A 26,303-nucleotide genomic window follows, 5' to 3' on the forward strand; every position below is an offset into this window, starting at 1 on the left:
CTCATTTACCACTCGTAAACTCCGCTTCCTCAGCCATTTTTGCCTTGTTTGTCTCTAGCTCGCGAGACTTTGAACAGGCTCTACGTCCTGGTCGGCATGCCGAATGCCGGCTCAGACTGCTTGCATCCCTCCAGCTTCGCCTATCCGTGCCATAGCCAAATTGTCGGGCGCCCACACGGAACCGGCTGTTACTCTCGGGCGCCCCTTTCGCTCTCCTGAAGAGGATCCGCCATGACCGCTCCGCTCGCCATCCGCCGACTCGCCGCCGCCGCTCCGGATTTCGCCGAGCATCTGGATCATCTGCTGAGCTGGGAAGGGGTGTCGGATGCCGACATCAACCAGCGGGTCCTGGCGATCATCGCCGACGTGCGCCACCAGGGCGACGCCGCGCTGCTGGAATACACCCGGCGCTTCGATGCCGTCGAAGCGACCGCCATGAGCGATCTCATCCTGCCGCGGGCGCGTCTGGAAGAAGCCCTGACCCGCATTACGCCGGAGCAGCGCACCGCGCTGGAAGCCGCTGCCGAGCGCGTCCGTCGTTATCACGAAAAGCAGCGCCAGGATTCCTGGCAGTACCAGGAGGCCGACGGCACCGTGCTCGGCCAGCAGGTCACCCCGCTGGATCGTGCCGGGCTCTATGTGCCGGGGGGCAAGGCCTCCTATCCCTCCTCGGTGCTGATGAACGCCATCCCCGCCAAGGTCGCCGGCGTAAAAGAAGTGGTCATGGTGGTGCCCACGCCCCGCGGCGAGGTCAACGAACTGGTGCTGGCCGCCGCAGCCTTGGCCGGTGTCGATCGCGTCTTCACCATCGGCGGCGCCCAGGCCGTTGCCGCCCTGGCCTATGGCACCGAAAGCGTACCGCCGGTGGACAAGATCGTCGGCCCCGGCAACATCTATGTCGCCACCGCCAAGCGCCACGTATTCGGCAAGGTCGGCATCGACATGATCGCCGGCCCGTCGGAGATCCTGGTGGTCTGCGACGGCCAGACCGATCCCGACTGGATCGCCATGGACCTGTTCTCCCAGGCCGAGCACGACGAAGACGCCCAGGCCATCCTGGTCAGTCCCGACGCCGCCTTCCTCGACGCCGTGGCGGAAAGCATCGCCCGTCTGCTGCCGGAGATGGAGCGCGCCGAGATCATCCGCGCCTCCCTGGAAGGCCGCGGCGCCCTGATCCAGGTCACCGACATGGCCCAGGCCATCGAGGTGGCCAACCGCATCGCCCCCGAACACCTGGAATTGTCGGTCGCCGAACCCGAGCAGTGGCTGCCCAGCATCCGCCACGCCGGCGCCATCTTCATGGGTCGCTACACCGCCGAGGCCCTGGGCGACTACTGCGCCGGTCCCAACCATGTGCTGCCGACCTCGGGCACCGCGCGCTTCTCCTCGCCGCTGGGCGTGTACGACTTCCAGAAGCGTTCCTCGATCATCCACTGCTCGGCTACGGGCGCTTCCGTGCTGGGCCGGGTCGCCTCGGTGCTGGCGCGTGGCGAGTCCCTGACCGCCCACGCCCGCAGCGCCGAATACCGTATTCAGGAGGAGCAGGCATGAGCGAGCTCTGGAGTCCCTTCGTCAAGAACCTGGTGCCCTATGTGCCGGGTGAGCAGCCCAAGCTGACCAACCTGGTCAAGCTCAATACCAACGAGAATCCCTACGGTCCGTCACCGCGGGCGCTGGAAGCCATTCGCGCCGCGGCCACCGACGACCTGCGCCTCTATCCCGACCCCAACGGTCAGGCGCTGAAGGACGCCGTCGCCCGCTACTACGGCCTCCAGAGCGACCAGGTGTTTGTCGGCAACGGCTCGGACGAGGTGCTGGCGCACATCTTCCTGGGCCTGTTCGGCCATGGCCGCCCGATCCTGTTTCCGGACATCAGCTACAGCTTCTATCCGGTCTATTGCGGCCTCTACGACATCGCCTTCGAGACGCCGGAGCTGGACGAGGATTTCCAGATCGTCCCCGAGGACTATCTGCGCCCCAATGGCGGGATCATCTTCCCCAACCCCAATGCGCCGACCGGCAGCGCCCTGGCGCTGGACGCCATCGAGCGTATCGTCGCCGGCAATCCGACCTCGGTGGTGGTGGTGGACGAGGCCTATGTCGACTTCGGGGCGGAGTCGGCGGTCGCCCTGATCGAGCGCCATCCCAACCTGGTGGTGACCCAGACGCTGTCCAAGTCCCGTTCGCTGGCCGGTCTGCGGGTAGGGCTGGCCCTGGGACAGGCGCCGCTGATGGAAGCCCTGGAGCGGATCAAGAACAGCTTCAACTCCTATCCACTGGATCGCCTGGCCCTGGCCGGCGCGACCGCGGCCTTCGAGGATCGCGCCTATTTCGACGAGACCTGTCGGCAGGTGATCGAGAGTCGCGAAGCGCTGGTGGGCCAGTTGCTGGAGCGCGGCTTCGAGGTCCTGCCCTCCGCCGCCAACTTCATCTTCGCCCGTCATGTGCAGAAGGGCGGCGCGGCGCTGGCCGCGGGCTTGCGCGAGCACGGCGTCATCGTGCGCCACTTCAGCCGCCCCGAGCGCATCGCCGACTTCCTGCGCATCACGATCGGCACGCCGACGCAGAATCAGGCGCTGATCACGGCCCTCGACACCCTCTGAGCCTAGCGCGCCTTCTCCATCAGGGGGCGCATCCCGACGGTCACCTTGACCTGCACGGTCTTGTCCTGGCGCAGCACCTCGATGGGGATGCTGTCGCCAGGCTGCTTGCGGGCGATCTGGTTCATCGCCAGCCGGCCGTCCCTGATCGGTTGGCCAGCCAGCTTGACCAGCACGTCGCCCGCGCGCAGACCGCCCTTGTGCGCGGGTCCATCGGGATCGATGTCGGTCACCACGATGCCCTGGTCGACCTTGAGGCCATAGGTCTTGACCAGCTCCGGGGTGATCACCTCCACCGCCACGCCCAGCCAACCACGGATGACCTGGCCGTGCTGGATGATCGAGCGCATGACCTCCATGGCCAGCTTGATCGGGATGGCGAAGCCGATGCCCTGGGAGCCGCCGGAGAGGATGGCGGTGTTGATGCCGATCAGATTGCCGCTGGCATCCACCAGCGCCCCGCCGGAATTGCCCAGGTTGATCGCCGCATCGGTCTGGATGAAGTCCTCGTAGGTATTGAGACCCAGCTGGTTGCGACCGGTGGCACTGATGATGCCCATGGTCACCGTCTGGCCGACGCCAAAGGGGTTGCCGATGGCCAGCACCACGTCGCCGATGCGGATGGCGGTCGAATCGCCCACCGAGATGGCCGGCAGGTTGGGCAGGTCGATCTTGAGCACGGCCAGGTCCGTGGCCGGATCGTTGCCGATGAGCTTGGCCAGGGTCTGGCGCCCGTCGGCGAGGGCCACCACGATGGATTCGGCGTCCAGGGTCACGTGGTTGTTGGTCAGCAGATAGCCGTCATGGCTCATCAGCACGGCGGAACCCAGGCTGAGTTCTTCCACCGGCTTGGTCGCGCCCTTGCGGTCGCTGGCCGTATCCCCGGCCTTGCCCGGCTTGGCGGCCTTGGTCGAGCGCAACGACACCACCGCGGGCGCGGCGCGACTGGCCGCGTCGGCATAGGAAACCGGTCCCTCCTGGCGCGAATTGGCGGGCGCTTGGGCGGCCTCGAACAGCGGCGGCTGGGCGGGCAGGCCGAGCCACTGGGGATAGCGCTGCATGATCAGGGCTGCAACGAGCAGACCGCACAGCACGGGCCAGCCGAGATAACGCAAAGCCTTGTACATCGATCACATCCTTAAATTTGTCCACCCGGGGTGCGCCGGATAAGCTGGCGGCCATTATAAGGAGCGGCGCCAGCCGAAGACACGCTGGCGCCGCCAACGAGGAGGTAAGCCGCACGTGACCCTGTCCCTTGAGCAACTGGTAGAGACCGCCGACCGCTACCTGGAATCGGCCCGGATCCAGGATTACTGCCCCAACGGCCTGCAGGTCCAGGGCCGTGAGCAGGTGCGCCTGCTGGTCAGTGGCGTCACGGCTTCCCAGCAGCTGCTGGACGCCGCCGTCGCCGCTGGTGCCGATGCCATCCTGGTGCACCATGGCTATTTCTGGAAGAACGAGGATGCCCGCCTCATCGGCATGAAGCACCGGCGGATCAAGACGCTGCTGAGCCATGACATCAGCCTGCTGGCCTACCACCTGCCCCTGGATGTCCATCCCGAGGTGGGCAACAACGTCCAGCTGGGACGCCGCCTGGGGCTGCAGGATATCCGGCCGCTGCCAGGCGATGCCAAGGGGCTGATCTGGCAGGGGGAGTTGCCGCAGGCGCAATCCGCCGCGGACTTCGGTCGGCAGGTGGCGGACGTGCTGCAGCGCGAGCCGCTGGTGGTCGACGGCGGGCGCTCGATCCGACGCCTGGCCTGGTGCACCGGTGGCGCCCAGGGCTATATCGACCAGGCCATCGCCGGCGGAGTGGATGCCTACCTGACCGGAGAGGTGTCCGAGCAGACGGTGCACAGCGCTCGCGAGAACAGCGTGAGTTTCTTCGCCGCCGGCCACCATGCCACCGAGCGCTACGGGGTGCAGGCGCTGGGCGACCATCTGGCCGCGCAGTTGGGGATCCAGCACCTCTTCATCGACTGCGACAATCCCGCCTGAGCGTCATAAGCATAGAACTTCTGGTTCTAAATAGCCTGGCGGGCCATAACCGTTGCCTATGGTAAGGTTGAGGTTCGTCCACGGCCCGCTCTGTCCGGTGTGTCCAGTCGACTGGATGCCGCAACGGACATCTCCTAGGCCACCTTTCTGCAATCGTGAGTAGCCATGCTCGACAAACAGACGCACCTCAAACAGCTTGAGGCGGAAAGCATCCACATCATCCGTGAAGTGGCCGCCGAGTTCGACAATCCGGTCATGCTGTATTCCATCGGCAAGGATTCGGCCGTGATGCTGCACCTGGCCCGCAAGGCCTTCTTTCCCGGCAAGCTGCCGTTCCCGGTACTCCACGTGGACACCGGCTGGAAATTCCAGGCCATGTACGAATTCCGCGATCGCATGGTCGCCGACATGGGCCTCGACCTGCTGGTGCACAAGAATCCGGAAGGGGTCGCCCAGGGCATCAACCCCTTCACCCATGGCAGTGCCAAGCACACCGACATCATGAAGACCCAGGGCCTCAAGCAGGCGCTGGACAAGTACGGCTTCGACGCCGCCTTCGGCGGTGCCCGCCGCGACGAGGAGAAGTCCCGCGCCAAGGAGCGCGTCTACTCCTTCCGGGACAGCAAGCACCGCTGGGATCCCAAGAACCAGCGTCCCGAGTTGTGGAACATCTACAACGGCAAGACCAACAAGGGCGAGTCGATCCGCGTCTTCCCGCTGTCGAACTGGACTGAGCTGGACATCTGGCAGTACATCTACCTCGAAGGCATCCCGATCGTGCCGCTGTACTTCGCCGCCGAGCGCGAGGTGATCGAGAAGAACGGCACCCTGCTCATGATCGACGACGACCGTATCCTCGAGCACCTCTCGCCCGAGGAGAAGGCCCGCATCCACAAGCGCCAGGTGCGCTTCCGTACCCTTGGCTGCTACCCCCTGACCGGCGCGGTGGAGTCCCAGGCGACCACGCTGACGGACATCATCCAGGAGATGCTGCTCACCCGCACCTCCGAACGCCAGGGCCGGGTCATCGACCACGATGGCGCCGGATCCATGGAAGAGAAGAAACGTCAGGGGTATTTCTAAGATGTCGCACCAATCCGATCTGATCGGCCAGGACATCCTGGCCTACCTCGCACAGCACGAACGCAAGGAGCTGCTGCGCTTCCTCACCTGCGGCAACGTCGACGACGGCAAGAGCACCCTGATCGGGCGCCTGCTGCACGATTCCAAGATGATCTACGAGGATCACCTGGAAGCCATCACCCGCGATTCCAAGAAGGTCGGCACCACCGGCGAAGAGGTCGATCTGGCGCTGCTGGTGGACGGCCTGCAGGCCGAGCGCGAGCAGGGCATCACCATCGACGTGGCCTACCGCTACTTCTCCACCGCCAAGCGCAAGTTCATCATCGCCGATACCCCCGGCCATGAGCAGTACACCCGCAACATGGCCACCGGGGCTTCCACCTGCGACCTGGCGATCATCCTGGTCGACGCCCGTCACGGCATCCAGACCCAGACCCGCCGGCACAGCTACATCGCTTCGCTGCTGGGCATCAAGCACATCGTGGTCGCCATCAACAAGATGGACCTGCTGGGCTTCGACGAGGCGGTGTTCGAGCGCATCAAGGACGATTACCTGGCTTTCGCCCAGCGCATCGACCTCAACGCCAAGGACATCCACTTCGTGCCCATGTCGGCGCTCAAGGGCGACAACGTGGTGAATCGCAGCGAGCAGACGCCCTGGTACAGCGGCAAGCCGCTGATGGAAATCCTCGAGACCGTGGAGATCGCCGCGGATCGCAATCTCGACGATCTGCGCTTCCCGGTGCAGTACGTCAACCGGCCCAACCTCAACTTCCGCGGCTTCGCCGGAACCCTGGCTTCGGGCGTGGTCACCAAGGGCGATGCCGTGGTGGTCCTGCCGTCGGGCAAGGGCAGCCGCATCAAGTCCATCGTCACCTACGAAGGCGAGCTGGAGCAGGCCGGACCTGGCCAGGCGGTGACCCTGACCATGGAAGACGAGATCGACATCTCCCGGGGCGACGTCCTGGTGCATGCCGACAACCGTCCCCAGGTCACCGACAGCTTCGAGGCCATGCTGGTGTGGATGGCCGAAGAACCCATGCGGCCCGGCAAGAAGTACGACATCAAGCGCGCCACCAGCTACGTGCCCGGCTCGCTGCCGAGCATCGTGCACACGGTTGACGTCAATACCCTGGAACGTGGCGCCGCCAGCGAGCTCAAGCTCAACGAGATCGCCCGGGTCAAGGTGGCTCTCGATGCGTCCATCGCCCTGGATGGCTATGGCGTCAACCGCACCACCGGCGCCTTCATCGTCATCGATCGCCTGACCAATGGCACCGTCGGTGCCGGCATGATCATCGCCGACCCGGTGGGCAGGGGCGGTCATGGCCAGGGCGCGCACCAGCTGCACGTCGGCACCAGCGAGCGGGCCGCGCGCTTCGGTCAGCAGCCCAGCACCGTGCTCTTCACCGGCCTTTCCGGCGCCGGCAAGACCACCCTGGCCTATGCCCTGGAGCGTCGCCTGTTCGATGCCGGTCGTGCGGTCTTCGTGCTGGACGGTCAGAATCTGCGCCACGACCTGAATAAGGGTCTGCCACAGGATCGCGCCGGGCGTCGCGAGAATTGGTTGCGTGCCGCCCAGGTAGCCCGCCAGTTCAACGAAGCGGGTCTGATCGCCCTGGCAGCCTTTGTCGCGCCGGATGCCGAGGGCCGTGCCCAGGCCCAGGCGCTGATCGGTGCCGAGCGTCTGCTGACCGTGCACGTCAAGGCGTCGCCCAAGGCCTGCGCCGAGCGTGATCCCCAGGGTCTCTATGCCGCCGGTGGCGACAACATCCCGGGTATCTCCTTCGCCTACGATGCACCGGAAGATGCCGATCTGGTGATCGACACCGAGCAGCTGTCGGTGGAGGAGGGGGTCCAGCAGATCCTCGACGTCCTGCGTCGGCGCCAGGTGGTCTAGGGCGTCCAGCCATGAAAAAACCCGCCGAGAGGCGGGTTTTTTCATGGGCCTTACCAGCGCGGTGGCGGGCCGTAGTAGTAGGCGCCGGGCGGCGGGCCGTAGTACACCGGGCGGGGTTCCACCACGCGATATTCGTAGACCGGTGCCGGCTCGTAATAGACCACGCGCGGCGGCGGAGGCGGCGGGGGGGCTTCGACGTAGACTGGCTCGCGGGCGTAGGAATGGGAGACGATGGCTCCGCCGACCACAGCGCCCACCACGGCACCGAGAAAGGCCGGACCGGGGCCACGACCGTGGGCGGACGCCTGACCGGCGATGGCGAGGCAACCGGCAAGCACCACGACTTGAGTGATGCGACGTAGCATGATCTTTCTCCTGCGACCCGGGGAAATGAAACCGGGTATGTCTATCAGACCGCAACGGTGGCCAGTCGCCTAGATCGCCTCGGGTAAAGTTTGGGTAAAACCAAATCCGGGGACATCAGTCCCAACAACTCGAGGTCGACGTGTCCCCACTCCCGCGGGATGCATCTCCTGTATCTGGCACCGCGACCGGTGCCCTGACCACGAGACCACCGTGCAGATTCTCTATACCGCTCTGATCCTCTTGCTGATGGTGGGTGCCACCCGACTCAGCGCCCATCTGATTCCCATCCCGCTGCCGCTGATCCAGGTAGTGGTCGGCGCCTTGCTCGCCTGGCCCACCCTGGGGCTGCACGTGGCCCTGGACCCGGAACTCTTCCTGCTGCTGTTCATCCCGGCGCTGCTGTTCTCCGATGGCTGGCGCATGCCCAAGCGCGAATTCTGGCGGCTGCGCCGACCGATCTTCGTCCTGGCCTTCGGCCTGGTGTTCCTCACGGTGCTGGGTGCCGGCTGGTTCCTGCACTGGATGCTGCACCTGCCCTGGGCGGTGGCCTTCGCCCTGGCGGCGGTGCTGTCGCCCACCGATGCCGTGGCGGTGTCCAGCATCGTCCGTGGCCGGCTGCCCAGCGCCCTGCTGCATGTGATCCAGGGCGAGGCCCTGCTCAACGACGCCTCGGGTCTGGTGACCTTCAAGTTCGCCGTGGCGGCGGCCCTGACCGGCGCCTTTTCGCTGAGCCAGGCCAGTCTGGAATTCGTCATCGTCGCGGTGGGCGGCGTGCTGGTCGGTGGGGTGCTGAGCTGGCTGGTCGGGCGGGCGCGCGCCTGGATGGTGGTGAAGCGCGGCTGGAGCGACGCCGCGCCCCATGTGGTCTTCATGCTGTTGCTGCCCTTCGCCGCCTATGTCCTGGCCGAGCGACTGGGCGTTTCCGGCATCCTGTCCGCCGTGGCCGCCGGGATGATGCAGAGCCGGGTCGACATGCTGCCCCGTCAGACCGCCACCCGGTTGCTCAACCACAGCGTCTGGGGACTGGTGGAATTCGCCTTCAACGGCCTGGTGTTTCTGATCCTGGGGCTGCAACTGCCGGACATCCTGGCGGCCGCGCTGCCGGCCTCCCAGGCGCTCTGGCCGGCCGCGGGCTGGCTGACGCTCTATGTGCTGGGTGCCTATCTGGTGATCATGGCCATCCGCTTCGGGGTCATCCTCGGCTATTGGCACCTGACCCAGCCTGGCAGCGGACCCATGACCATCGCGGGCGATCCGCGCCTGATCGCCGCCATCGCCTCCCTCAGCGGGGTGCGCGGCGCCGTGACCCTGGCCGGTGTGCTGTCGCTGCCGCTGCTGCTCTCGGATGGCACGCCCTTTCCCCTGCGTGACGTCCTGGTGTTCATCGCCGCCGGGGTGATTCTGCTGTCCCTGGTGGTGGCGAGCATCGGTATTCCGCTGCTGCTGGCGCGGCTGCCGGAGCAATCCAACGACCTGCTGGAGCGGGAACGCTGCGAGGTGCGGATCAACGCCGCCCGCGCCGCCATCACGGCACTGGAAGACGTGGAGTCCAGCGATGCCGACGAGCCGGCGCGGGCGGCGCTGCAGGCGGAGATCAAGGCAGGCATCATCGCCGAATTCCGTGACGAGCTGAGTTCCGCCGATGACAGCGAGGATGCCCGTTCGCTGGCGCGTCTGCGGGACACCCTGGATGGCGAGCTGCGCCTGCTCGCCATCCGTGCCCAGCGCCGTGAACTCTATCGGCTGCGTATCGCCGGCGTGATCGATGACCTGGTGGTCACCGAATTCCTCCGGGAGCTGGACATCCAGGAGACCGCGCTGATGCGCGATCAGGGCAACCGCTAGCCCTGGCAGAAGCGGCGGATGCGCTCCGCCGCTTCCACGCATTCGGCCAGAGGGGCGACCAGGGCCATGCGGATCCGTCCGGCACCCGGATTGACGCCCGCGACTTCCCGCGACAGGTAGGAACCCGGCACCACGGTCACATGTTCGCGGGCGAACAGATCGCGAGCGAAGGCTTCGTCATCGCCCGGCGTCCTGGCCCAGAGATAGAAACCACCGTCCGGCAGTGACACCTCCAGGCTGCCCTGCAGGATGTCCAGCACGGCGGCGAACTTCTGCCTATAGAGTTCGCGGTTCTCGCGGACATGGGCTTCATCGCGCCAGGCCACGGCGCTTGCCTTCTGCACCTGCACCGGCATGGCGCAACCGTGGTAGGTGCGATAGAGCAGGAAGCGCTTGAGGATGGCGGCATCGCCGGCGACGAAGCCGGATCTCATGCCCGGCAGGTTGGAGCGCTTGGACAGGCTGTGGAACACCACGCAACGGGCGAAGTCGCTGCGCCCCAGTTCGGCGCAGGCGGTCAGCAGCCCGGGCGGCGGACTGGCTTCGTCGAAATAGAGTTCGCTGTAGCACTCGTCGGCGGCGATCACGAAGTCGTGGCGATCGGCCAGGGCGATGAGCCTTTTCAGCGTGGCCACCGGCAGCAGGGCGCCGGTGGGATTGCCGGGCGAACAGAGGAACAGCAGCTGGCAGCGCTGCCAGACCTCGTCCGGCACGCTGTCGAAATCGGGATTGAAACCCTTGTCCGCCAGGCACGGCAGGTAGTGCGGCTCGGCGCCGGCCAGCAGGGCCGCGCCTTCGTAGATCTGGTAGAAGGGGTTGGGGCTCAGCACCAGGCCGGCCTGGCTGCGATCCACCACCGCCTGGGTAAAGGAAAACAGCGCCTCCCGGGTGCCGGTCACCGGCAGCACATGACGCGCCGGATCCAGCCAGCCGGCCGGTACGCCAAAGCGCTGGCCAGCCCAGCTGGCGATGGCCTCGCGCAGCTCGGCGATGCCAAGGGTGGTCGGATAGACCGCCAGCTGATCCAAATTCGCCGTCAGCGCCTCGGCGACGAAGGCGGGGGACGGATGCTTGGGCTCGCCGATCGACAGCGGAATCGGCTTGAGGGCCGTCGGCGGGGTCACGCCGGCGAGGAGGGCGCGCAGCTTCTCGAACGGGTAGGGCTGCAGCAGGTCGAGGGTGGGATTCATCGTCGGGTGGTCCTTCGTTCGAGGCGTTAGATCAGGGAGCTAGATGCTGATGCGACTGAGTGGCGTCTGGCTGTCCGGCTCGCCCAGCTGTTTGATCAGGGCTTGCTGCAGGGCGCTGCACAGACCGGGATCCGCCAGCGGACGGCCATCGGCGTCGGTGACGTAGAAGACGTCTTCCACGCGCTCGCCGAGGGTGGCGATCTTGGCGTTGAGCACGGACAGGTCGAAGTCGAGGAAGATGCGGCCCACCCGTGCCAGCAGACCGGGGCGGTCCGGCGCCGTCAGCTCGATCAGGCTCGCCGAGCGCATGGTGTCGGTATAGATGTTCACCTGGGGCGAGAAGGCGAAATGCTTGAGCTGGCGGGTCACGCGCCGGTTGATGATGCTCGGGTATTCCTCGGGATGCTTGAGCGCCTCGATCAGGCCGCCGCGGATCTGGGCGATGCGCGCGGGATTGTTGCCAATCGAGCCACCATCGGTATCCAGCACGATGTAGGTGTCCAGGGTGAACTGGCTGGTGGAGGTGATGATGCGCGCGTCCTGAATGTTCAGGTTGAGCTGGTCCATCACCGCCACGGTCACCGCGAAGAAATCGTGCTGGTCCGCGGCATAGATGAAGATCTGGGTGCCGCCTTCGGAGTCACGCTGGGTGGTCTCGCGGATCAGCACCAGGGGCTCGGCGGTATCGCCGTGGCCGAGGATGGCCTCGGTGTGCCAGGCGACATCCAGCGCGGTATGCCGCAGGAAGTAGGTGTCACCCAGCTGCGACCACAGCTGCTCGGCGTCATCGGCATCGATGCCGCGACGCATCAGGGTGTCGAGGGCCGATTGCTGGGTGCTGCGGATCTGCTCTTCGCGATTGACCGGATTCTCCAGGCCACGACGCAGGGCGCGCTTGGTCTCGGTGTACAGCTGCCGCAGCAGGGTGGCGCGCCAGGAATTCCACAGCGACGGATTGGTCGCGGTGATGTCGGCCACGGTGAGGACGTACAGGTAGTCGAGATGGGTGTGGTCGCCCACCGTCAGGGCGAAGTCGTGGATCACCTGGGGATCGGAGAGGTCCTTGCGCTGGGCGGTGGTGGACATCACCAGATGATTGCGCACCAGCCAGCTGACCAGGCGGGTGTCCCACTCCGGCAGCTGGTGGCGGCGACCGAAGGCTTCCACGTCTTCCGCTCCCAGTTCCGAGTGATCGCCGCCACGGCCCTTGGCGATGTCGTGGTAGAGACCGGCGATGTAGATCAGCTCCGGCTTGGGCAGCTTGTGGATCACCCGCGTCGCCAGCGGATACTTTTCCGCCAGGACGTCGTAGCTCATCTTGCGCAGGTGTTTGATGAGATTGAGGGTGTGGGCGTCCACCGTATAGATGTGGAAGAGGTCATGCTGCATCTGGCCGACGATCTGGCCGAATTCGGGCAGGTAGAGTCCCAGCAGTCCGTAGCGATTCATCCGCCGCAGATTGCGATGAATGCCGGATTCGCTCTTGAGCAGTTCGATGAACAGGCTGGTGTTGCGAATGTCCTGGCGGAAGGCGTCGTCGATCAGGTGGCGGCTGTCGCGCAACAGGCGGATGGTGCCGGCGCTGGGCCCCTTGATCGCCGGATTCTGCGCCAGCAGGACGAACAGCTCCATCAGGGCGAAGGGGGTGCGCAGGAACACCTGCGGATGCACCACCTCCAGATAGCCGTTGCGGATCTGGAATCTGTTGTTGAGCGGCGTCACCGCGGCGGGCAGTTGCTCGTCGCGCAGATTCACTTCCTCGAAGTGCTGCATCACCACGTCGCTGAGCTGGGAGACGTCCATCACCACCCGGTAGTACTTCTGCATGAAGCGCTCGACCGCCAGCTTGGCGTCGTTGTCCTCGTAGCCGAGCAGGTTGGCGATGCGCCGCTGATGGTCGAACAGCAGGCGATCCTCCGGGCGACCGGCCAACATGTGCAGGGCGTAGCGGACCTTCCACAGGTATTCCTGGGCCGAGATCAGCAGGCTGCACTCGCTCTCGGTGAGAAAGCCCTGGCCCACCAGGGCCTGCAGATTGAGGGTGCCGAATTGCCGCCGGGCGATCCACAGCAGCGTCTGGATGTCGCGCAGGCCGCCGGGGGAACCCTTGACGTTGGGTTCCAGGTTGTACTCGGTGTCGTTGTACTTGGCGTGCCGGGCGCTCTGCTCGGCACGCTTGGCCAGGTAGAAGGCCCGTCCCGGCCAGAGGTGCTCGACGCTGGTGGCCGCCAGCATCGCCTGGCGCAGGTGCTCGGGGCCGGCCAGGGTACGGCTTTCCATGAGGTTGGTGATCACCGTCAGGTCGGCCAGCGCCTCGGTGGTGCATTCGCGCAGGGATCTGACGCTCTGCCCCACGGCCAGGCCCACGTCCCACAGCAGGGTCAGGAAGCCTTCGATGGAGTCACGGAAGCGCTCCTGCTCTTCTTCGGCGAGCAGGATGAGCAGGTCGATGTCCGAGTGCGGATGCAGTTCGCCACGGCCATAGCCGCCCACCGCGAGCAGGGCGATGCCGTCGTCCGGCCAACTGAAGCGACTCCAGGCCGCGATCAGCATCTGGTCGATGAACCAGGCGCGATCCTCGACCAGCCGGCGCACGCTGCGCCCGGCCAGGAAGCGGGCATCGAGGGTGGCGTTCGCGGCCCGGATGAATTTCTTGAAGGCCGCGATGGGGCTGGCTTTCAGCGAAAGCTCAGCCTGGAACTGGCCGGCGTCGAACAACTCCGAATCGACCTGGGGCATGGGCGCTCACTCACGCAGAAACGCGGGGAAAGGTTTCGTCCTTTCTGAGGGTCAGGATCTCGTAACCCTGTTCGGTGACCAGCACCGTGTGCTCCCACTGCGCGGACAGCTTGCGGTCCTTGGTGATGGCGGTCCAGCCATCGCCCAGCAGGCGGGTCTCGTAGCGGCCCTGGTTGATCATCGGCTCGATGGTGAAGATCATCCCGGCCTGCAGCTCGAGGCCGGTGCCGGCGCGACCGTAGTGCACCACCTGCGGCTCTTCGTGGAAGCCCTTGCCGATGCCGTGGCCGCAGTATTCGCGAACCACCGAGAAGCCGTTCTTCTCGGCGTGCTTCTGGATGACCTCGCCGATATCGCCCAGGCGCGCCCCGGGGCGGACCAGGTCGATGCCCTTGTAGAGGCATTCCTGGGTGATCTGGCAGAGGCGCTCGGCCCACTCGGGCACGTCGCCCACCAGGTACATCTTGCTGGTGTCGCCGTGGTAGCCGTCTTTGATCACGGTGATGTCCACGTTCATGATGTCGCCGCTCTTGAGCGGCTTGTCATTGGGAATGCCGTGGCAGACCACGTGGTTGAGCGAGGTGCAGATGGATTTGGGATAGCCCTTGTAGTTCAGCGGGGCGGGGATGGCCTGCTGCACGTTGACGATATAGTCGTGGGCCAGTCGATCCAGTTCTTCGGTGGTGATGCCGGGACGCACGTGCTCGTCCAGCATTTCAAGCACCTCGGCGGCCAGTTGGCCGGCGATGCGCATCTTGGCGATGTCTTCAGGGGTCTTGAGGATGACGGTCATCGGAAATCTCTAGGTATCACGCCGGGTGTCAGCTTTCGATCCGCTATTCTATCAGAGCCGGCGCCCGCACTGTGGTCACCGGCGCGGCCCCGGATCTCCGGTGTCCGGCAATCGCCGCTGGTGGTATCCGGCAAGGCGTGATATAAAGTCGCGCGCTTTTTCGGGGCTCCGCCCTTTAGCGCTCCTAACCCCACACACGCATCGACACGATGACCTGGGTGCTTCCCGATGGGAAGTTGGTCATTGGGATGCGTGGAGGCCCAACCCGACTACGAGGAACATCTAAATGTCTCAAGTCTCCATGCGTGACATGCTGAAAGCCGGCGTGCATTTCGGCCACCAAACCCGTTACTGGAACCCGAAGATGGGCAAGTACATCTTCGGCGCGCGCAACAAGATCCACATCATCAACCTCGAAAAGACCCTGCCGATGTTCAACGAGGCCCTGACCTTCGTTGAGCGCCTGGCTTCCGGCAAGAACAAGATCCTGTTCGTCGGCACCAAGCGTTCCGCCGGCAAGATCGTTCGCGAAGAAGCCGCTCGTTGCGGTCAGCCCTTCGTCGACCATCGCTGGTTGGGCGGCATGCTCACCAACTACAAGACCATCCGTGCCTCGATCAAGCGTCTGCGCGATCTGGAAGTCCAGTCCCAGGACGGTACTTTCGACAAGCTGACCAAGAAAGAAGCCCTGATGCGCACCCGCGACCTCGAGAAGCTCGAGCGCAGCCTGGGCGGTATCAAGGACATGGGCGGTCTGCCGGATGCCCTGTTCGTCGTCGACGTCGACCACGAGCGCATCGCCATCACCGAAGCCAACAAGCTGGGTATCCCGGTCATCGGCGTAGTCGATACCAACAGCAGCCCGGAAGGCGTTGACTACGTCATCCCCGGCAACGACGACGCCTTCCGCGCCGTTCAGCTGTACCTGAGCAGCGTTGCTGATGCCGTGATCCGTGGCGGCAACAACGGCGGTGCCAACGAGCAATTCGTCGAAGAAACCGCTGCCGAAGCCGTCGAGGGCTGAGCAGGTCGACCCTAGGGTCGAGCGGTTCGACGTGCGAGAAGGGGGCCTAGCCCCCTTTTTGCCTACTGGCGTTTCATTGGCTCCGTCTCCGTGCGGAGTGACCTCGAAACCGATTCAAGAGGATTTCAAACATGGCAGAAATCACTGCAGCCCTGGTCAAAGAACTGCGCGAGCGCACCGGCCAAGGCATGATGGATTGCAAGAAGGCCCTGGCCGCTGCCGGTGGCGACATCGAGAAAGCCATCGACGACATGCGTGCCGCTGGCGCCATCAAGGCCGCCAAGAAAGCCGGTAACGTGGCTGCCGAAGGCTCCATCGCGGTCAAGGTCGCTGACGATCACAAGGCTGCCGTCATCATCGAAGTCAACTCCCAGACCGATTTCCTGGCTCTGCAGGACGACTTCAAGGGCTTCGTCGCCGCTAGCCTGGACAAGGCCTTCGCCGAGAAGATGAGCGATGCCGCTCCGCTGATCGCCGCTCAGGAAGCCGCCCGTGAGGCCCTGGTCGCCAAGTGCGGCGAGAACGTCAACATCCGTCGTCTGACCCGTGTCGAAGGCGATGTCGTTGGCGCCTACCTCCACGGTCACCGCATCGGTGTAGTCGTTACCCTGCAGGGTGGCACCGCCGAGCTGGCCAAGGAAATCGCCATGCACGTTGCGGCGAGCAATCCCCAGTTCCTGAATCCCTCCCAGGTTTCCGAAGAAGCTGTCGCCAAGGAAAAGGAAATCTTCCTGGCGCTGAACGCCGACAAGATCGCCGGTAAGCCGGAAAACATCGTGGAGAACATGGTCAAGGGTCGTATCAACAAGTTCCTGGCCGAAGCCAGCCTGGTTGAGCAGCCCTTCATCAAGGATCCGGAAGTCAAGGTCGGTGAACTGGCCAAGAAAGCCGGCGCCGAAATCGTCTCCTTCGTGCGTTACGAAGTGGGCGAAGGCATCGAGAAGGCCGAAGTCGACTTCGCTGCCGAAGTGGCTGCCCAGCTGGCTGCCAGTAAGCAGTAAGCCCGGCATCTGCCGTTGACCAGGAGGCCGCCCGCTTCGAGCGCGCGGCCTCTTTGTCAAATTGGAAGGCAGGTCTGATTTCTGCTCTTCCAAGGAGTTTTTTGCCGATTGGAGTGAACGCAACTGCGGTTGCGCTTTCCTATCGCTGGATCAAAATCCCCCGCACATGTTCATCGCCACAGGAGAGAGTGAATGGCACAGCAGATGAGTGGTCGCCAACCCCGTTACAAGCGTATTCTGCTGAAGCTCAGTGGCGAAGCCCTGATGGGAAGTGAAGACTTCGGGATCGACCCGAAGGTGCTGGATCGCATGTCGCTGGAGATCGGCCAGCTGGTGGGTATCGGTGTCCAGGTCGGTCTGGTGATCGGCGGTGGCAACCTGTTCCGCGGCGCGGCCTTGTCCGCTGCCGGTATGGATCGGGTGACCGGTGACCACATGGGCATGCTGGCCACGGTGATGAACGCCCTGGCCATGCGCGACGCCCTGGAGCGTTCCAACATTCCCGCCACGGTGATGTCCGCCATCTCCATGGTCGGCGTGACCGATCAGTACGATCGGCGCAAGGCCCTGCGTCAGCTGAAGGATGGCGAAGTCGTCATCTTCTCCGCCGGTACCGGCAACCCCTTCTTCACCACCGATTCCGCCGCCTGCCTGCGCGCCATCGAGGTCGAAGCCGACCTGGTGCTCAAGGCCACCAAGGTGGATGGTGTATACACGGCCGATCCCTTCAAGGATCCCAATGCCGAAAAATTCGAGCGCCTGACCTACGACGAAGTGCTCGACCGCAAGCTGGGTGTCATGGATCTCACGGCCATCTGTCTCTGCCGTGACCACAGCATGCCCCTGCGGGTTTTCAACATGAACAAGCCCGGCGCCCTGCTCAATATCGTGGTGGGCGGTGGTGAGGGCACCCTGATCGAGGAGGGAGCAGCATGATCAACGAGATCAAGAAGGATGCGCAGACGCGCATGACCAAGACCCTGGAAGCCCTGGGCCACGCCTTTGCCAAGATCCGTACCGGACGCGCTCATCCGAGCATCCTGGATAGCGTCATGGTGTCCTACTACGGCAGCGACACCCCGCTGCGTCAGGTGGCCAACGTCACCGTCGAGGATTCGCGGACCCTGGCCCTGAGCGTGTTCGACAAGAGCATGATCCAGGCGGTCGAGAAGGCCATCATGACCTCCGACCTGGGCCTCAATCCGGCCACCGCCGGTACCACCATTCGCGTACCGATGCCGGCGCTGACCGAAGAAACCCGCAAGGGCTTCACCAAGCAGGCGCGTGCCGAGGCCGAGCAGGCGCGGGTTTCCGTGCGCAACATCCGTCGCGATGCCCTGGCTCAGCTCAAGGATCTGCTCAAGGAAAAGGAAATCAGTGAAGACGAGGATCGTCGCGCCCAGGACGAAGTCCAGAAGCTGACTGATAAATTCGTCGCCGAGGTGGACAAGGCTCTGGAGGCCAAGGAAGCCGACTTGATGGCTGTTTGACAACGGTTGGGACGTAACATGGGCATGAGCAAGCCAGGCAAGGTGGTGCCACGTCACGTGGCGATCATCATGGATGGGAACAATCGCTGGGCGCGCCGTCGGCTGCTGCCGGGCGTCGCCGGTCACAAGGCCGGAGTGGACGCCGTGCGCGCGGTCATCGAGGTGTGCGGCGATGCGGGCGTCGAGGTGCTGACGCTGTTCGCCTTTTCCAGCGAGAACTGGCGGCGTCCGGCCGACGAGGTCGGCGCCCTGATGGAGCTCTTCCTGTCCGCCCTGCGGCGGGAGGCGAAGAAGCTGCACCAGAATGGCATCCGGCTGCGCATCATCGGCGATCGTTCGCTGTTCCATCCGGAACTGCAGGCGGCCATGGCGGAAGTCGAGGCGCTCACTGCCCATCACACCCGGTTCGTGCTGCAGATCGCCGCCAACTACGGGGGGCAGTGGGATATCACCCAGGCCGCCCAGCAACTGGCGGCGCGGGTCCAGCAGGGTTCGCTGCAGCCGGGTGAGATCACGCCGGAGTTGCTGCAAGGCTGTCTGGCGACCGCCGACCTGCCGCTGCCCGACCTGTGCATCCGCACCGGCGGCGAGCGCCGGGTCAGCAACTTCCTGCTCTGGCAGATCGCCTATGCCGAGCTGTATTTCTCCGACCTGTTCTGGCCGGACTTCAAGCACGAGGCCATGCACGCCGCCCTGGCGGACTTTGCCACCCGCCAGCGGCGGTTTGGCCGGACCTGCGAACAGGTGGAAGCGGAGCTACGCGCCTAATGCTGAAGCAGCGAGTTATCACGGCGATGGTGCTCCTGCCCATCGCCCTGGCCGGATTTTTCTGGCTGGAAGGGGCGGCTTTCGCCCTGTTCATCGGTGCGGTCGTGGTCCTGGGCGCCTGGGAATGGGCGCGGCTGGCGGGTCTGGAAGCCCAGCCGCTGCGTTGCGCCTATGCCGCCGTGGTCGCGCTGGCGCTGCTGCTCTGCTGGTGGCTCCCCGCCGGTGCCCATGGCCTGCTGTTCATCAGCCTGGCCTGGTGGCTTTATGCGACTGTGCTGGTGCTTACCTATCCCGACAGCGCTCGCGCCTGGCAGGCCTCCTGGCGGCGCCTGCTGATCGGTCTGGTGGTGCTGGTTCCGGCCTGGCAGGGGCTGATGCTGCTCAAGGCGGCACCGGGTGGCAATCTGCTGATTCTCGAAGTGATGATGCTGGTGTGGCTGGCCGACATCTTTGCCTATTTTTCCGGACGGGCCTTCGGCAAGCGCAAGCTGGCGCCGGCCGTGAGTCCGGGCAAGAGCTGGGAAGGTCTCTATGGCGGCCTGGCCGCCGCGCTGGTGGCTACGCTGGTACTTGGTCTGGTCCGTGGCTGGGGCCTGGGCGACCTCCTGCAGGCACTCATCGGCGCCGCCTGCGTGGTGCTGATCTCGGTGGTGGGTGATCTCACCGAAAGCATGTTCAAGCGTCAGGCCGGGCTCAAGGACAGCAGCCAGTTGCTGCCGGGGCACGGTGGTGTGCTGGATCGCATCGACAGCCTCACGGCCGCCGTACCGCTGTTCGCCCTGTTGCTCTGGTGGGCCGGCTGGGGTGTCCAGTGAGTCTCCAGCAGCTTTGTGTCCTGGGTGCGACAGGCTCCATCGGCGCCAGCACCCTGGATGTCGTGGCCCGGCATCCCGATCGCTATCGCATCTTCGCCCTCAGCGGGCATCGTCGGCTGAGCGAGCTGGCAGACCTCTGCCGGCGTTTCCAGCCGGTCTATGCAGCCGTGCCGGATCAGGCGTCCGCCGATCAGCTGGCCGCTTTGCTGCGAGGGGCTGAAGCCTGCCCCGAGATCCTGGTGGGTGAGGGTGGCCTGGAGGCCATCGCGGCCCATCCCCGGGTGGATACCGTCATGGCGGCCATCGTCGGCGCGGCGGGTCTGAAGCCCACCCTGGCGGCGGTCAAGGCCGGCAAGCGCGTACTGCTGGCCAACAAGGAAGCCCTGGTCATGAGCGGCGCGCTCTTCATCGAGGCCGTGCAGGCCAGTGGCGCGACCCTGCTGCCCATCGACAGTGAGCACAATGCCATCTTCCAATGCCTGGCCGATCCGGCGACACCCGGCCTGGCCCGCAAGGGCGTAAGACGCATCCTGCTCACCGCCTCGGGCGGCCCGTTCCGCGAGACACCGGCCGAACAACTGACTGGGGTGACGCCGGATCAGGCCTGTGCCCATCCCAAGTGGTCCATGGGGCGCAAGATTTCGGTGGACTCCGCGACCCTGATGAACAAGGGGCTGGAGCTGATCGAGGCCTGCTGGCTGTTCGAGGCGACGCCGGAGCAGGTCGAGGTGGTCATCCATCCCCAGAGCGTGATTCATTCGCTGGTGGACTACGTGGATGGCTCGGTGCTGGCCCAGCTGGGCAATCCCGATATGCGCACCCCTATCGCCCACGCCCTGGCCTGGCCCGAGCGCATCGACTCCGGCGTCGCAGCGCTGGACCTGTTCGAGATCGGCCGGCTCGACTTCGAGCGGCCCGACGAAGAACGCTTTCCCTGCCTGCGGCTGGCGCGGGAGGCGGCTCAGGCGGGTGGTTGCATGCCGGCTACGCTGAATGCGGCCAACGAGGTCGCCGTCGAGGCCTTTCTCGAGGGGCGACTGGGCTTTACCGAGATCCCGCAGCTGATCGAAGCGGTGCTCAAGGCTGTCGAGCCCTGTCCGGCCAGCGATCTCGACACGGTCTTCGCGGCCGACAGCACCGCTCGGCGGCTGGCTCGGGAGTGGCTGTCGAGACGCTGATCCCGCGCCTCGACACCTGGCCTGCGAGTCCGCAGAATCTGCACACTGAGGTAGCGGAGGCAGCCAATGTCCATCCTTTATACGATTCTGGGAACCCTGATCGCCCTGGGCGTGCTGGTGACCATCCACGAGTATGGCCATTTCTGGACGGCGCGCCGTTGCGGCGTCAAGGTCCTGCGCTTCTCCGTTGGCTTCGGCAAACCGCTGCTGCGCTGGCACGATCGCCAGGGCACCGAATTCGTGGTGGCCGCGATCCCGCTGGGCGGCTACGTGAAGATGCTGGACGAGCGCGAAGCGCCGGTGGCGCCTGAAGAACAGCATGCCGCCTTCAATCGCAAGACGGTACGCCAGCGCATCGCCATCGTCGCCGCCGGTCCGATCGCCAACTTCCTGCTCGCCATCCTGTTCTTCTGGATGCTGGCCATGCTCGGCTCCCAGCAGCCGCGTCCGGTGGTGGGATCGGTCACGCCTGATACCCTGGCTGCCACCGCGGGTATCCCGGCGGGCGCCGAACTGACCGCGGTCGATGACGCGGCGGTAGACAGCTGGTCGGCGGTCAATCTGCGCCTGGTCGATCGCCTGGGTGAAAGCGGTCCGCTACGCCTGAGCTACCGGGTCCCGGGCACCACTGCCGAGCAGAACGCGGTCATCCAGCTCGACGACTGGCTGCGCGGCGCGGAAGATCCGGACCCGATCCAGGCGCTGGGTCTCAAGCCCTGGCGGCCGCAGATTCCGGCCATCTTCGCCGAGCTGGATCCGGCCGGTCCGGCGAAAGCCGCCGGCCTCCAGGCGGGTGATCGCCTCATCGCCCTGAACGATACGCCCATCGGTGACTGGCAGCAGGCCGTGGACTGGGTGCGGGCGCACCCGGATCAGCAGGTCAAGGTGAGCTATGAGCGGGAGGGTCAGCGACGCGAGCTGTCCCTGCGCCTGGGCGCGCGGCGCGTCGATAGCGCCGAGACCGGTTACCTCGGTGCGGGTGTGGCGCCGGTCAAGTGGCCAGCGGAAATGGTTCGCGAAATCAGCTACGGACCCGTGGCGGCCGTGGGCGAAGGTATCAGCCGAACCTGGCAGATGAGCGTGCTGACACTGGTTTCCCTGAAGAAGATGCTCTTGGGAGAGCTGTCGGTAAAAAACTTGAGCGGGCCGATAACCATTGCTAAAGTGGCGGGCGCTTCAGCTCAGTCAGGCCTGGGGGATTTCCTCAATTTTCTGGCGTACCTGAGCATAAGCCTGGGGGTTCTGAATCTGTTGCCTATCCCTGTGCTCGACGGCGGTCATCTGGTCTTCTACTTCGTCGAGTGGATTCGCGGGCGGCCCTTGTCCGAGCGTGTACAGACATGGGGCATGCAGATCGGTATTAGCCTCGTCGTGGGTGTGATGCTGCTGGCCTTGGTCAATGACCTCGGTCGCCTCTGACACGCTGCTGATTGCCTAATCTGCCGCCCCGTGCGGCAGATTCTTTATTTGCCAGTTGGAATAAAAGGGACTCATGAAACGCCTGCTGCTACCTGCGGTAATAGCCGCGCTGATGATCGGCGAGGTACACGCCGAGTCCTTCACCATCTCCGATATCCGCGTCAACGGACTGCAACGAGTATCGTCCGGCAGCGTCTTCGGTGCCCTGCCGCTCAACGTCGGCGAATCCGTCGACGACAACAAGTTGGCCGAAGCCTCCCGCTCGCTCTTCCGTACCGGATTCTTCCAGGACATCCAGCTGGGTCGTGACGGCAACGTCCTGGTCGTGAACCTGGTCGAGCGTCCCTCCATTTCCAGCATCACCCTGGAAGGCAACAAGGCGATCTCCAGTGACGACCTGATGAAGGGGCTCAAGCAGGCCGGTCTCGCCGAAGGCGAGATCTTCCAGCGCGCGACGCTGGAAGGCGTGCGCAACGAACTGCTGCGCCAGTACGTCGCCCAGGGTCGCTACTCCGCCAGCATCGACGCCGAGGTGGTGCCGCAGCCCCGTAACCGGGTGCAGCTGAAGATCACCATCAACGAAGGCGAGGTGGCGACCATCTCCCACGTCAACGTGGTGGGCAACACGGTCTTCGCCGAGGATGACCTGACCTCCCTGTTCGAGCTCAAGCCGAGCAACTGGCTGTCGTTCTTCCGCAACGATGACAAGTACTCCCGGGAAAAGTTGGCGGGTGACCTCGAGCGCCTGCGCTCCTATTACTTGGACCGCGGCTACATCAACATGGACATCACCTCGACCCAGGTGTCCATCACGCCCGACAAGAAGCACGTCTACATCACGGTCAATGTCAACGAAGGGCAGAAGTACACCGTTCGTGAAGTCAAGCTGTCGGGCGACCTCAAGGTGCCGGAGGAAGAGCTGCGCAAACTGATGCTGGTCCAGCCGGGCCAGGTCTTCTCGCGCAAGGTCATGACCAGCACCTCGGACCTGATCACCCGCCGGCTGGGCAACGAAGGCTATACCTTCGCCAACGTTAACGGCCTGCCCGAGCCCCATGACGACGACCACAGCGTGTCCCTGACCTATGTGGTCGATCCGGGCAAGCGTGCCTACGTCAACCGCATCAACTTCCGCGGCAACACCAAGACCGAGGACGAGGTGCTGCGTCGTGAGATGCGCCAGATGGAAGGCGGTTGGGCCTCCACCTATCTCATCGACCAGTCCAAGACCCGCCTCGAGCGCCTGGGCTACTTCAAGGAAGTCAAGGTCGAGACGCCCCAGGTACCTGGCACCGACGACATGGTCGACGTCAACTACAACGTCGAAGAGCAGCCGTCGGGCTCCATTACCGCCAGCATCGGCTTCGCCCAGAGCGCCGGTCTGATACTGGGTGGCTCCATCAGCCAGAACAACTTCCTGGGTACCGGCAACCAGGTCAGCATCGGTCTGACCCGTTCCCAGTACCAGAGCCGCTACAACTTCAGCTTCACCGATCCCTATTTCACGCCGGACGGCGTGAGCCTGGGTTACAACATCTTCTATCGCAGCACCGACTACAGCAAACTGTACGACAGTGATGTCTCCTACTATTCGATCAACAGCCTGGGTACCGGTGTCACCCTGGGCTATCCGATCAGCGAGACCTCGCGCCTGACCTATGGTCTGAGCGTGCAGAAAGACGAGATCAATCCGGGTACCTACAGCGCCGACGAGATCTATGATTTCGTCCAGCGCGAGGGGGACAATTTCACCAACTTCAAGGCCAGCATCGGCTGGTCGAGCTCGACGCTGAACCGTGGCGTCCTGCCGACCCGCGGGGCCTCCCAGAGCCTGACCGGCCAGATCACCATCCCGGGCAGCGACCTGAGCTTCTACAAGCTCGACTATCGCGGCCAGCTGTTCACCCCGCTGACCGACAATACGGCGCTGCGCTTCCATACCGAGCTGGGTTACGGCGACGGCTATGGCAGCACCGATGGCCTGCCGTTCTACGAGAACTACTACGCCGGTGGCTTCAACTCGGTACGGGGTTTCGAGGATAGCAGCCTGGGTCCGCGGACTACGCCGCCCAGTCCGAATCCGAGATATGCCGATCAAGGCCAGGGCTATCGTGATCGTGACAACGACGAAGCCTTCGGTGGCAATGTCCTGATTACCGGCGGTGTGGAATACCTGTTCCCCTTGCCCTTCGTGAAGGACCAGAAGTCCCTGCGTACCGTGCTGTTCTGGGACGTGGGCAATGTGTTCAGCACCAAGTGCTACCTGAGCAGCACGCAGAATTGCGGCGACGTCAGCTTCTCCAATATGGCCAGTTCCGTCGGCGTCGGTGTGACCTGGGTTACCGCCCTCGGTCCGCTGAGCTTCAGCCTGGGCGTGCCGGTCAAGAAGCCGAGCAACTCCGATCCGCAGGTCTTCCAGTTCTCGCTGGGTCAGACGTTCTGACCCAGGCTACACCTTTGCGCTTTACGCAGGAGTCAACTGTGCACAAGTACACCCGTTACGCTCTGTTCGCTGCCGTTCTCGTCGCCGCTCCGGTGTTCGCCGATACCAAGATCGCTGTCCTGAACTACCAGATGGCCCTGCTGGAGTCCGACGCCGCCAAGAAGTACGCGGTGGATTCCGAGAAGAAGTTCGGTCCCCAGCTGAACAAGCTCAAGGGTCTGGAAAGCTCCGCCAAGGACATCCAGGACAAGCTCAACAAGGGCGGTGACAAGATGGCCCAGGCCGAGCGCACCCGCCTGGAGAACGACTTCCGCCAGAAGGCCCGTGACTTCCAGTTCCAGTCCAAGGAACTCAACGACGCCAAGGCGGCCTCGGATCGCGACATGCTCAAGCTGCTCAAGCCGCGCCTGGACAAGGCCGTGGAGGAGGTGCTGAAGAAGGGTGATTACGATCTGGTGCTCGAGCGTGGCGCCGTGGTGGACGTGAAGCCGCAGTACGACATCACGCGCCAGGTCATCGAGCGCATGAACGCGGGTCGTTGATGAGCCATAGCACCTTTACGCTGGGCGAACTGGCGCAGTGGTTGGAAAGCCGCCAGTTGACCGTGGAGTTACGCGGTTCCTCCGAGCGCCTGGTGACCGGTCTGGCTACCCTGCCCGAGGCCGGTCCTGAGCAGTTGAGTTTTCTCGCCAATCCGCAGTACCGCCGCTACCTGGCCGACACCCAGGCCGGGGCCGTGCTGCTGACGGAAAAGGACGCCGACGGCTACGCCGGTGACGCCCTGATCCTGGCGAATCCCTATCTGGCCTATGCGCGCCTTTCCCATCTGTTCGATCTCAAGCCGCGCAGCGCAGCCGGTATCCATCCCACCGCGCTGGTCGCGGCGGATGCCCAGGTCGATCCGACGGCGGCCATCGGTCCCTATGTGGTGATCGAGGCGCAGGCGCGTATCGGCGCCGGTGTCAGTCTGGGCGCCCACTGCGTGGTGGGTGCGCGCAGCGTCATCGGTGCCGACAGCTGGCTGGCGCCGCGGGTCACGCTCTATCACGACGTGACCATTGGCGAGCGTGCCGTGGTGCAGTCGGGTGCCGTGATCGGCGCCGAGGGATTCGGCTTCGCCAACGAGCGCGGTCAGTGGCAGAAGATCGCCCAGCTGGGTGGCGTACTGATCGGCGACGATGTCGAGATCGGTGCCAACACCACCATCGACCGCGGCGCCCTGGCGAACACGGTCATCAGCAATGGCGTGAAGCTCGACAACCAGATCATGATCGCGCACAACGTCCAGGTCGGTGAGCACACCGCCATGGCCGCCTGCGTCGGCATCTCTGGCAGTACCAAGATCGGCAAACACTGCACCATCGCCGGCGGCGTGGGCATGGTCGGTCATATCGAGGTGTGCGACCACGTGTTCGTCACCGGTATGACCATGGTGACCCGCTCGATTACCGAGCCTGGCGCCTATTCCTCCGGTACGGCCATGCAGCCGGCCGGCGAATGGAAGAAGAGCGCCGCGCGGATTCGTCACCTCGACGACATGGCCCGCCGTCTGCAACATCTGGAAAAAATCGTTGCTACCGTGACCTCGCGGGATGACGCTGCTTCTGATGCTTGATTCTGCATCGGATGTTTCCCCTTTCTGAACAGGCCT

22 protein-coding genes are annotated in these 26,303 nt (G+C 64.6%); 17 read left to right on the plus strand and 5 right to left on the minus strand.

All coding sequences use genetic code 11. The features are described 5' to 3' along the window. Positions 1–231 precede the first annotated feature (231 nt). Both hisD and hisC read left to right on the plus strand, forming a co-directional pair. Positions 232–1,551, plus strand: a complete 1,320-nt coding sequence (gene hisD / locus QKY98_RS13010) for a histidinol dehydrogenase (protein WP_284671023.1) — start codon at positions 232–234, stop codon at positions 1,549–1,551. Beyond that, positions 1,548–2,603 carry a histidinol-phosphate transaminase gene (gene hisC / locus QKY98_RS13015; protein WP_284671024.1) on the plus strand — a complete coding sequence of 352 codons (1,056 nt, stop codon included), beginning with the start codon at positions 1,548–1,550 and terminating at the stop codon, positions 2,601–2,603. Before hisD ends, hisC begins: the two co-directional genes overlap by 4 nt. 2 nt (positions 2,604–2,605) lie before the next feature. On the opposite strand, the gene QKY98_RS13020 is transcribed toward hisC, so the two are convergent. Then, positions 2,606–3,727 (minus strand): S1C family serine protease, encoded by a 1,122-nt coding sequence (locus QKY98_RS13020; RefSeq protein WP_042136073.1) that lies wholly within the window; start codon positions 3,725–3,727, stop codon positions 2,606–2,608. A gap of 115 nt (positions 3,728–3,842) precedes the next feature. Here QKY98_RS13020 and QKY98_RS13025 point away from each other — a divergent pair, with 115 nt between their 5' ends. The 3 genes from QKY98_RS13025 to cysN all read left to right on the plus strand — a co-directional run bounded on the left by QKY98_RS13025 (position 3,843) and on the right by cysN (position 7,581). After that, on the plus strand, positions 3,843–4,598 hold the full coding sequence (locus QKY98_RS13025) for a Nif3-like dinuclear metal center hexameric protein (RefSeq protein ID WP_044341486.1): 756 nt from the start codon (positions 3,843–3,845) through the stop codon (positions 4,596–4,598). A 165-nt stretch (positions 4,599–4,763) separates the two neighbouring features. Next, positions 4,764–5,681, plus strand: coding sequence for a sulfate adenylyltransferase subunit CysD (cysD, locus tag QKY98_RS13030; protein WP_007159501.1), 918 nt, complete (start codon positions 4,764–4,766; stop codon positions 5,679–5,681). 1 nt (position 5,682) lies between these two features. Beyond that, positions 5,683–7,581, plus strand: a complete 1,899-nt coding sequence (gene cysN / locus QKY98_RS13035; RefSeq protein WP_027597084.1) for a sulfate adenylyltransferase subunit CysN — start codon at positions 5,683–5,685, stop codon at positions 7,579–7,581. Positions 7,582–7,631: 50 nt separating this feature from the next. Here the strand turns inward: cysN and QKY98_RS13040 are convergent, their stop codons facing one another. Beyond that, positions 7,632–7,946 carry a hypothetical protein gene (locus tag QKY98_RS13040; protein WP_284671025.1) on the minus strand — a complete coding sequence of 105 codons (315 nt, stop codon included), beginning with the start codon at positions 7,944–7,946 and terminating at the stop codon, positions 7,632–7,634. A 211-nt stretch (positions 7,947–8,157) separates the two neighbouring features. Between QKY98_RS13040 and QKY98_RS13045 the strand changes: the two genes are divergently transcribed. Beyond that, positions 8,158–9,792 carry a Na+/H+ antiporter gene (locus QKY98_RS13045; RefSeq protein WP_007159498.1) on the plus strand — a complete coding sequence of 545 codons (1,635 nt, stop codon included), beginning with the start codon at positions 8,158–8,160 and terminating at the stop codon, positions 9,790–9,792. Here QKY98_RS13045 and dapC read toward each other — a convergent pair. Genes dapC through map form a run of 3 tightly spaced genes read right to left on the minus strand, consistent with a single transcriptional unit; the run spans position 9,789 to position 14,514 of the window. Beyond that, on the minus strand, positions 9,789–10,982 hold the full coding sequence (gene dapC / locus QKY98_RS13050) for a succinyldiaminopimelate transaminase (protein WP_197850870.1): 1,194 nt from the start codon (positions 10,980–10,982) through the stop codon (positions 9,789–9,791). The two genes, QKY98_RS13045 and dapC, sit on opposite strands and share 4 nt — an antisense overlap. A 39-nt stretch (positions 10,983–11,021) precedes the next feature. Next, positions 11,022–13,721 (minus strand): [protein-PII] uridylyltransferase, encoded by a 2,700-nt coding sequence (locus QKY98_RS13055; RefSeq protein WP_027602571.1) that lies wholly within the window; start codon positions 13,719–13,721, stop codon positions 11,022–11,024. Between the two features lie 10 nt (positions 13,722–13,731). Continuing rightward, a complete protein-coding gene (map, locus tag QKY98_RS13060; protein ID WP_007159495.1) occupies positions 13,732–14,514 on the minus strand; it encodes a type I methionyl aminopeptidase in 783 nt (260 codons plus the stop codon). Positions 14,515–14,800: 286 nt separating this feature from the next. On the opposite strand from map, the gene rpsB reads away from it, so the two are divergent. From rpsB to lpxD, 11 genes are all read left to right on the plus strand, one after another. After that, complete coding sequence (rpsB, locus tag QKY98_RS13065; protein ID WP_007159494.1) at positions 14,801–15,538, plus strand: 30S ribosomal protein S2; 738 nt, start codon at positions 14,801–14,803, stop codon at positions 15,536–15,538. 131 nt (positions 15,539–15,669) lie between these two features. Further along, positions 15,670–16,539 carry a translation elongation factor Ts gene (tsf, locus tag QKY98_RS13070; RefSeq protein WP_007159493.1) on the plus strand — a complete coding sequence of 290 codons (870 nt, stop codon included), beginning with the start codon at positions 15,670–15,672 and terminating at the stop codon, positions 16,537–16,539. 192 nt (positions 16,540–16,731) lie between these two features. Further along, complete coding sequence (gene pyrH / locus QKY98_RS13075; protein ID WP_007159492.1) at positions 16,732–17,475, plus strand: UMP kinase; 744 nt, start codon at positions 16,732–16,734, stop codon at positions 17,473–17,475. Then, positions 17,472–18,029, plus strand: coding sequence for a ribosome recycling factor (frr, locus tag QKY98_RS13080; protein WP_007159491.1), 558 nt, complete (start codon positions 17,472–17,474; stop codon positions 18,027–18,029). The genes pyrH and frr overlap by 4 nt, the downstream gene beginning before the upstream one ends. Before the next feature lie 18 nt (positions 18,030–18,047). Beyond that, complete coding sequence (gene uppS, locus QKY98_RS13085; RefSeq protein ID WP_027602572.1) at positions 18,048–18,797, plus strand: polyprenyl diphosphate synthase; 750 nt, start codon at positions 18,048–18,050, stop codon at positions 18,795–18,797. Further along, entirely contained in the window at positions 18,797–19,612 is an 816-nt protein-coding gene (locus QKY98_RS13090) for a phosphatidate cytidylyltransferase (protein ID WP_007159489.1), read from the plus strand. The genes uppS and QKY98_RS13090 overlap by 1 nt, the downstream gene beginning before the upstream one ends. Then, positions 19,609–20,790 (plus strand): 1-deoxy-D-xylulose-5-phosphate reductoisomerase, encoded by a 1,182-nt coding sequence (gene ispC / locus QKY98_RS13095; RefSeq protein ID WP_278895149.1) that lies wholly within the window; start codon positions 19,609–19,611, stop codon positions 20,788–20,790. The genes QKY98_RS13090 and ispC overlap by 4 nt, the downstream gene beginning before the upstream one ends. A gap of 66 nt (positions 20,791–20,856) precedes the next feature. Beyond that, the gene (gene rseP, locus QKY98_RS13100; RefSeq protein WP_284671026.1) at positions 20,857–22,209 is read left to right on the plus strand and encodes a sigma E protease regulator RseP; all 1,353 of its coding nucleotides are present in this window, start codon (positions 20,857–20,859) and stop codon (positions 22,207–22,209) included. 73 nt (positions 22,210–22,282) lie between these two features. Continuing rightward, complete coding sequence (bamA, locus tag QKY98_RS13105; RefSeq protein WP_144960103.1) at positions 22,283–24,652, plus strand: outer membrane protein assembly factor BamA; 2,370 nt, start codon at positions 22,283–22,285, stop codon at positions 24,650–24,652. 38 nt (positions 24,653–24,690) lie between these two features. Beyond that, positions 24,691–25,194 carry an OmpH/Skp family outer membrane protein gene (locus tag QKY98_RS13110; RefSeq protein WP_007159485.1) on the plus strand — a complete coding sequence of 168 codons (504 nt, stop codon included), beginning with the start codon at positions 24,691–24,693 and terminating at the stop codon, positions 25,192–25,194. Beyond that, positions 25,194–26,267 (plus strand): UDP-3-O-(3-hydroxymyristoyl)glucosamine N-acyltransferase, encoded by a 1,074-nt coding sequence (lpxD, locus tag QKY98_RS13115; protein ID WP_423814617.1) that lies wholly within the window; start codon positions 25,194–25,196, stop codon positions 26,265–26,267. Before QKY98_RS13110 ends, lpxD begins: the two co-directional genes overlap by 1 nt. Positions 26,268–26,303 lie beyond the last annotated feature (36 nt).

Origin of the sequence: Pseudomonas sp. HR1, from assembly GCF_030175875.1 — a bacterium.
Taxonomy (GTDB): Bacteria; Pseudomonadota; Gammaproteobacteria; order Pseudomonadales; family Pseudomonadaceae; genus Chryseomonas; species Chryseomonas oryzihabitans.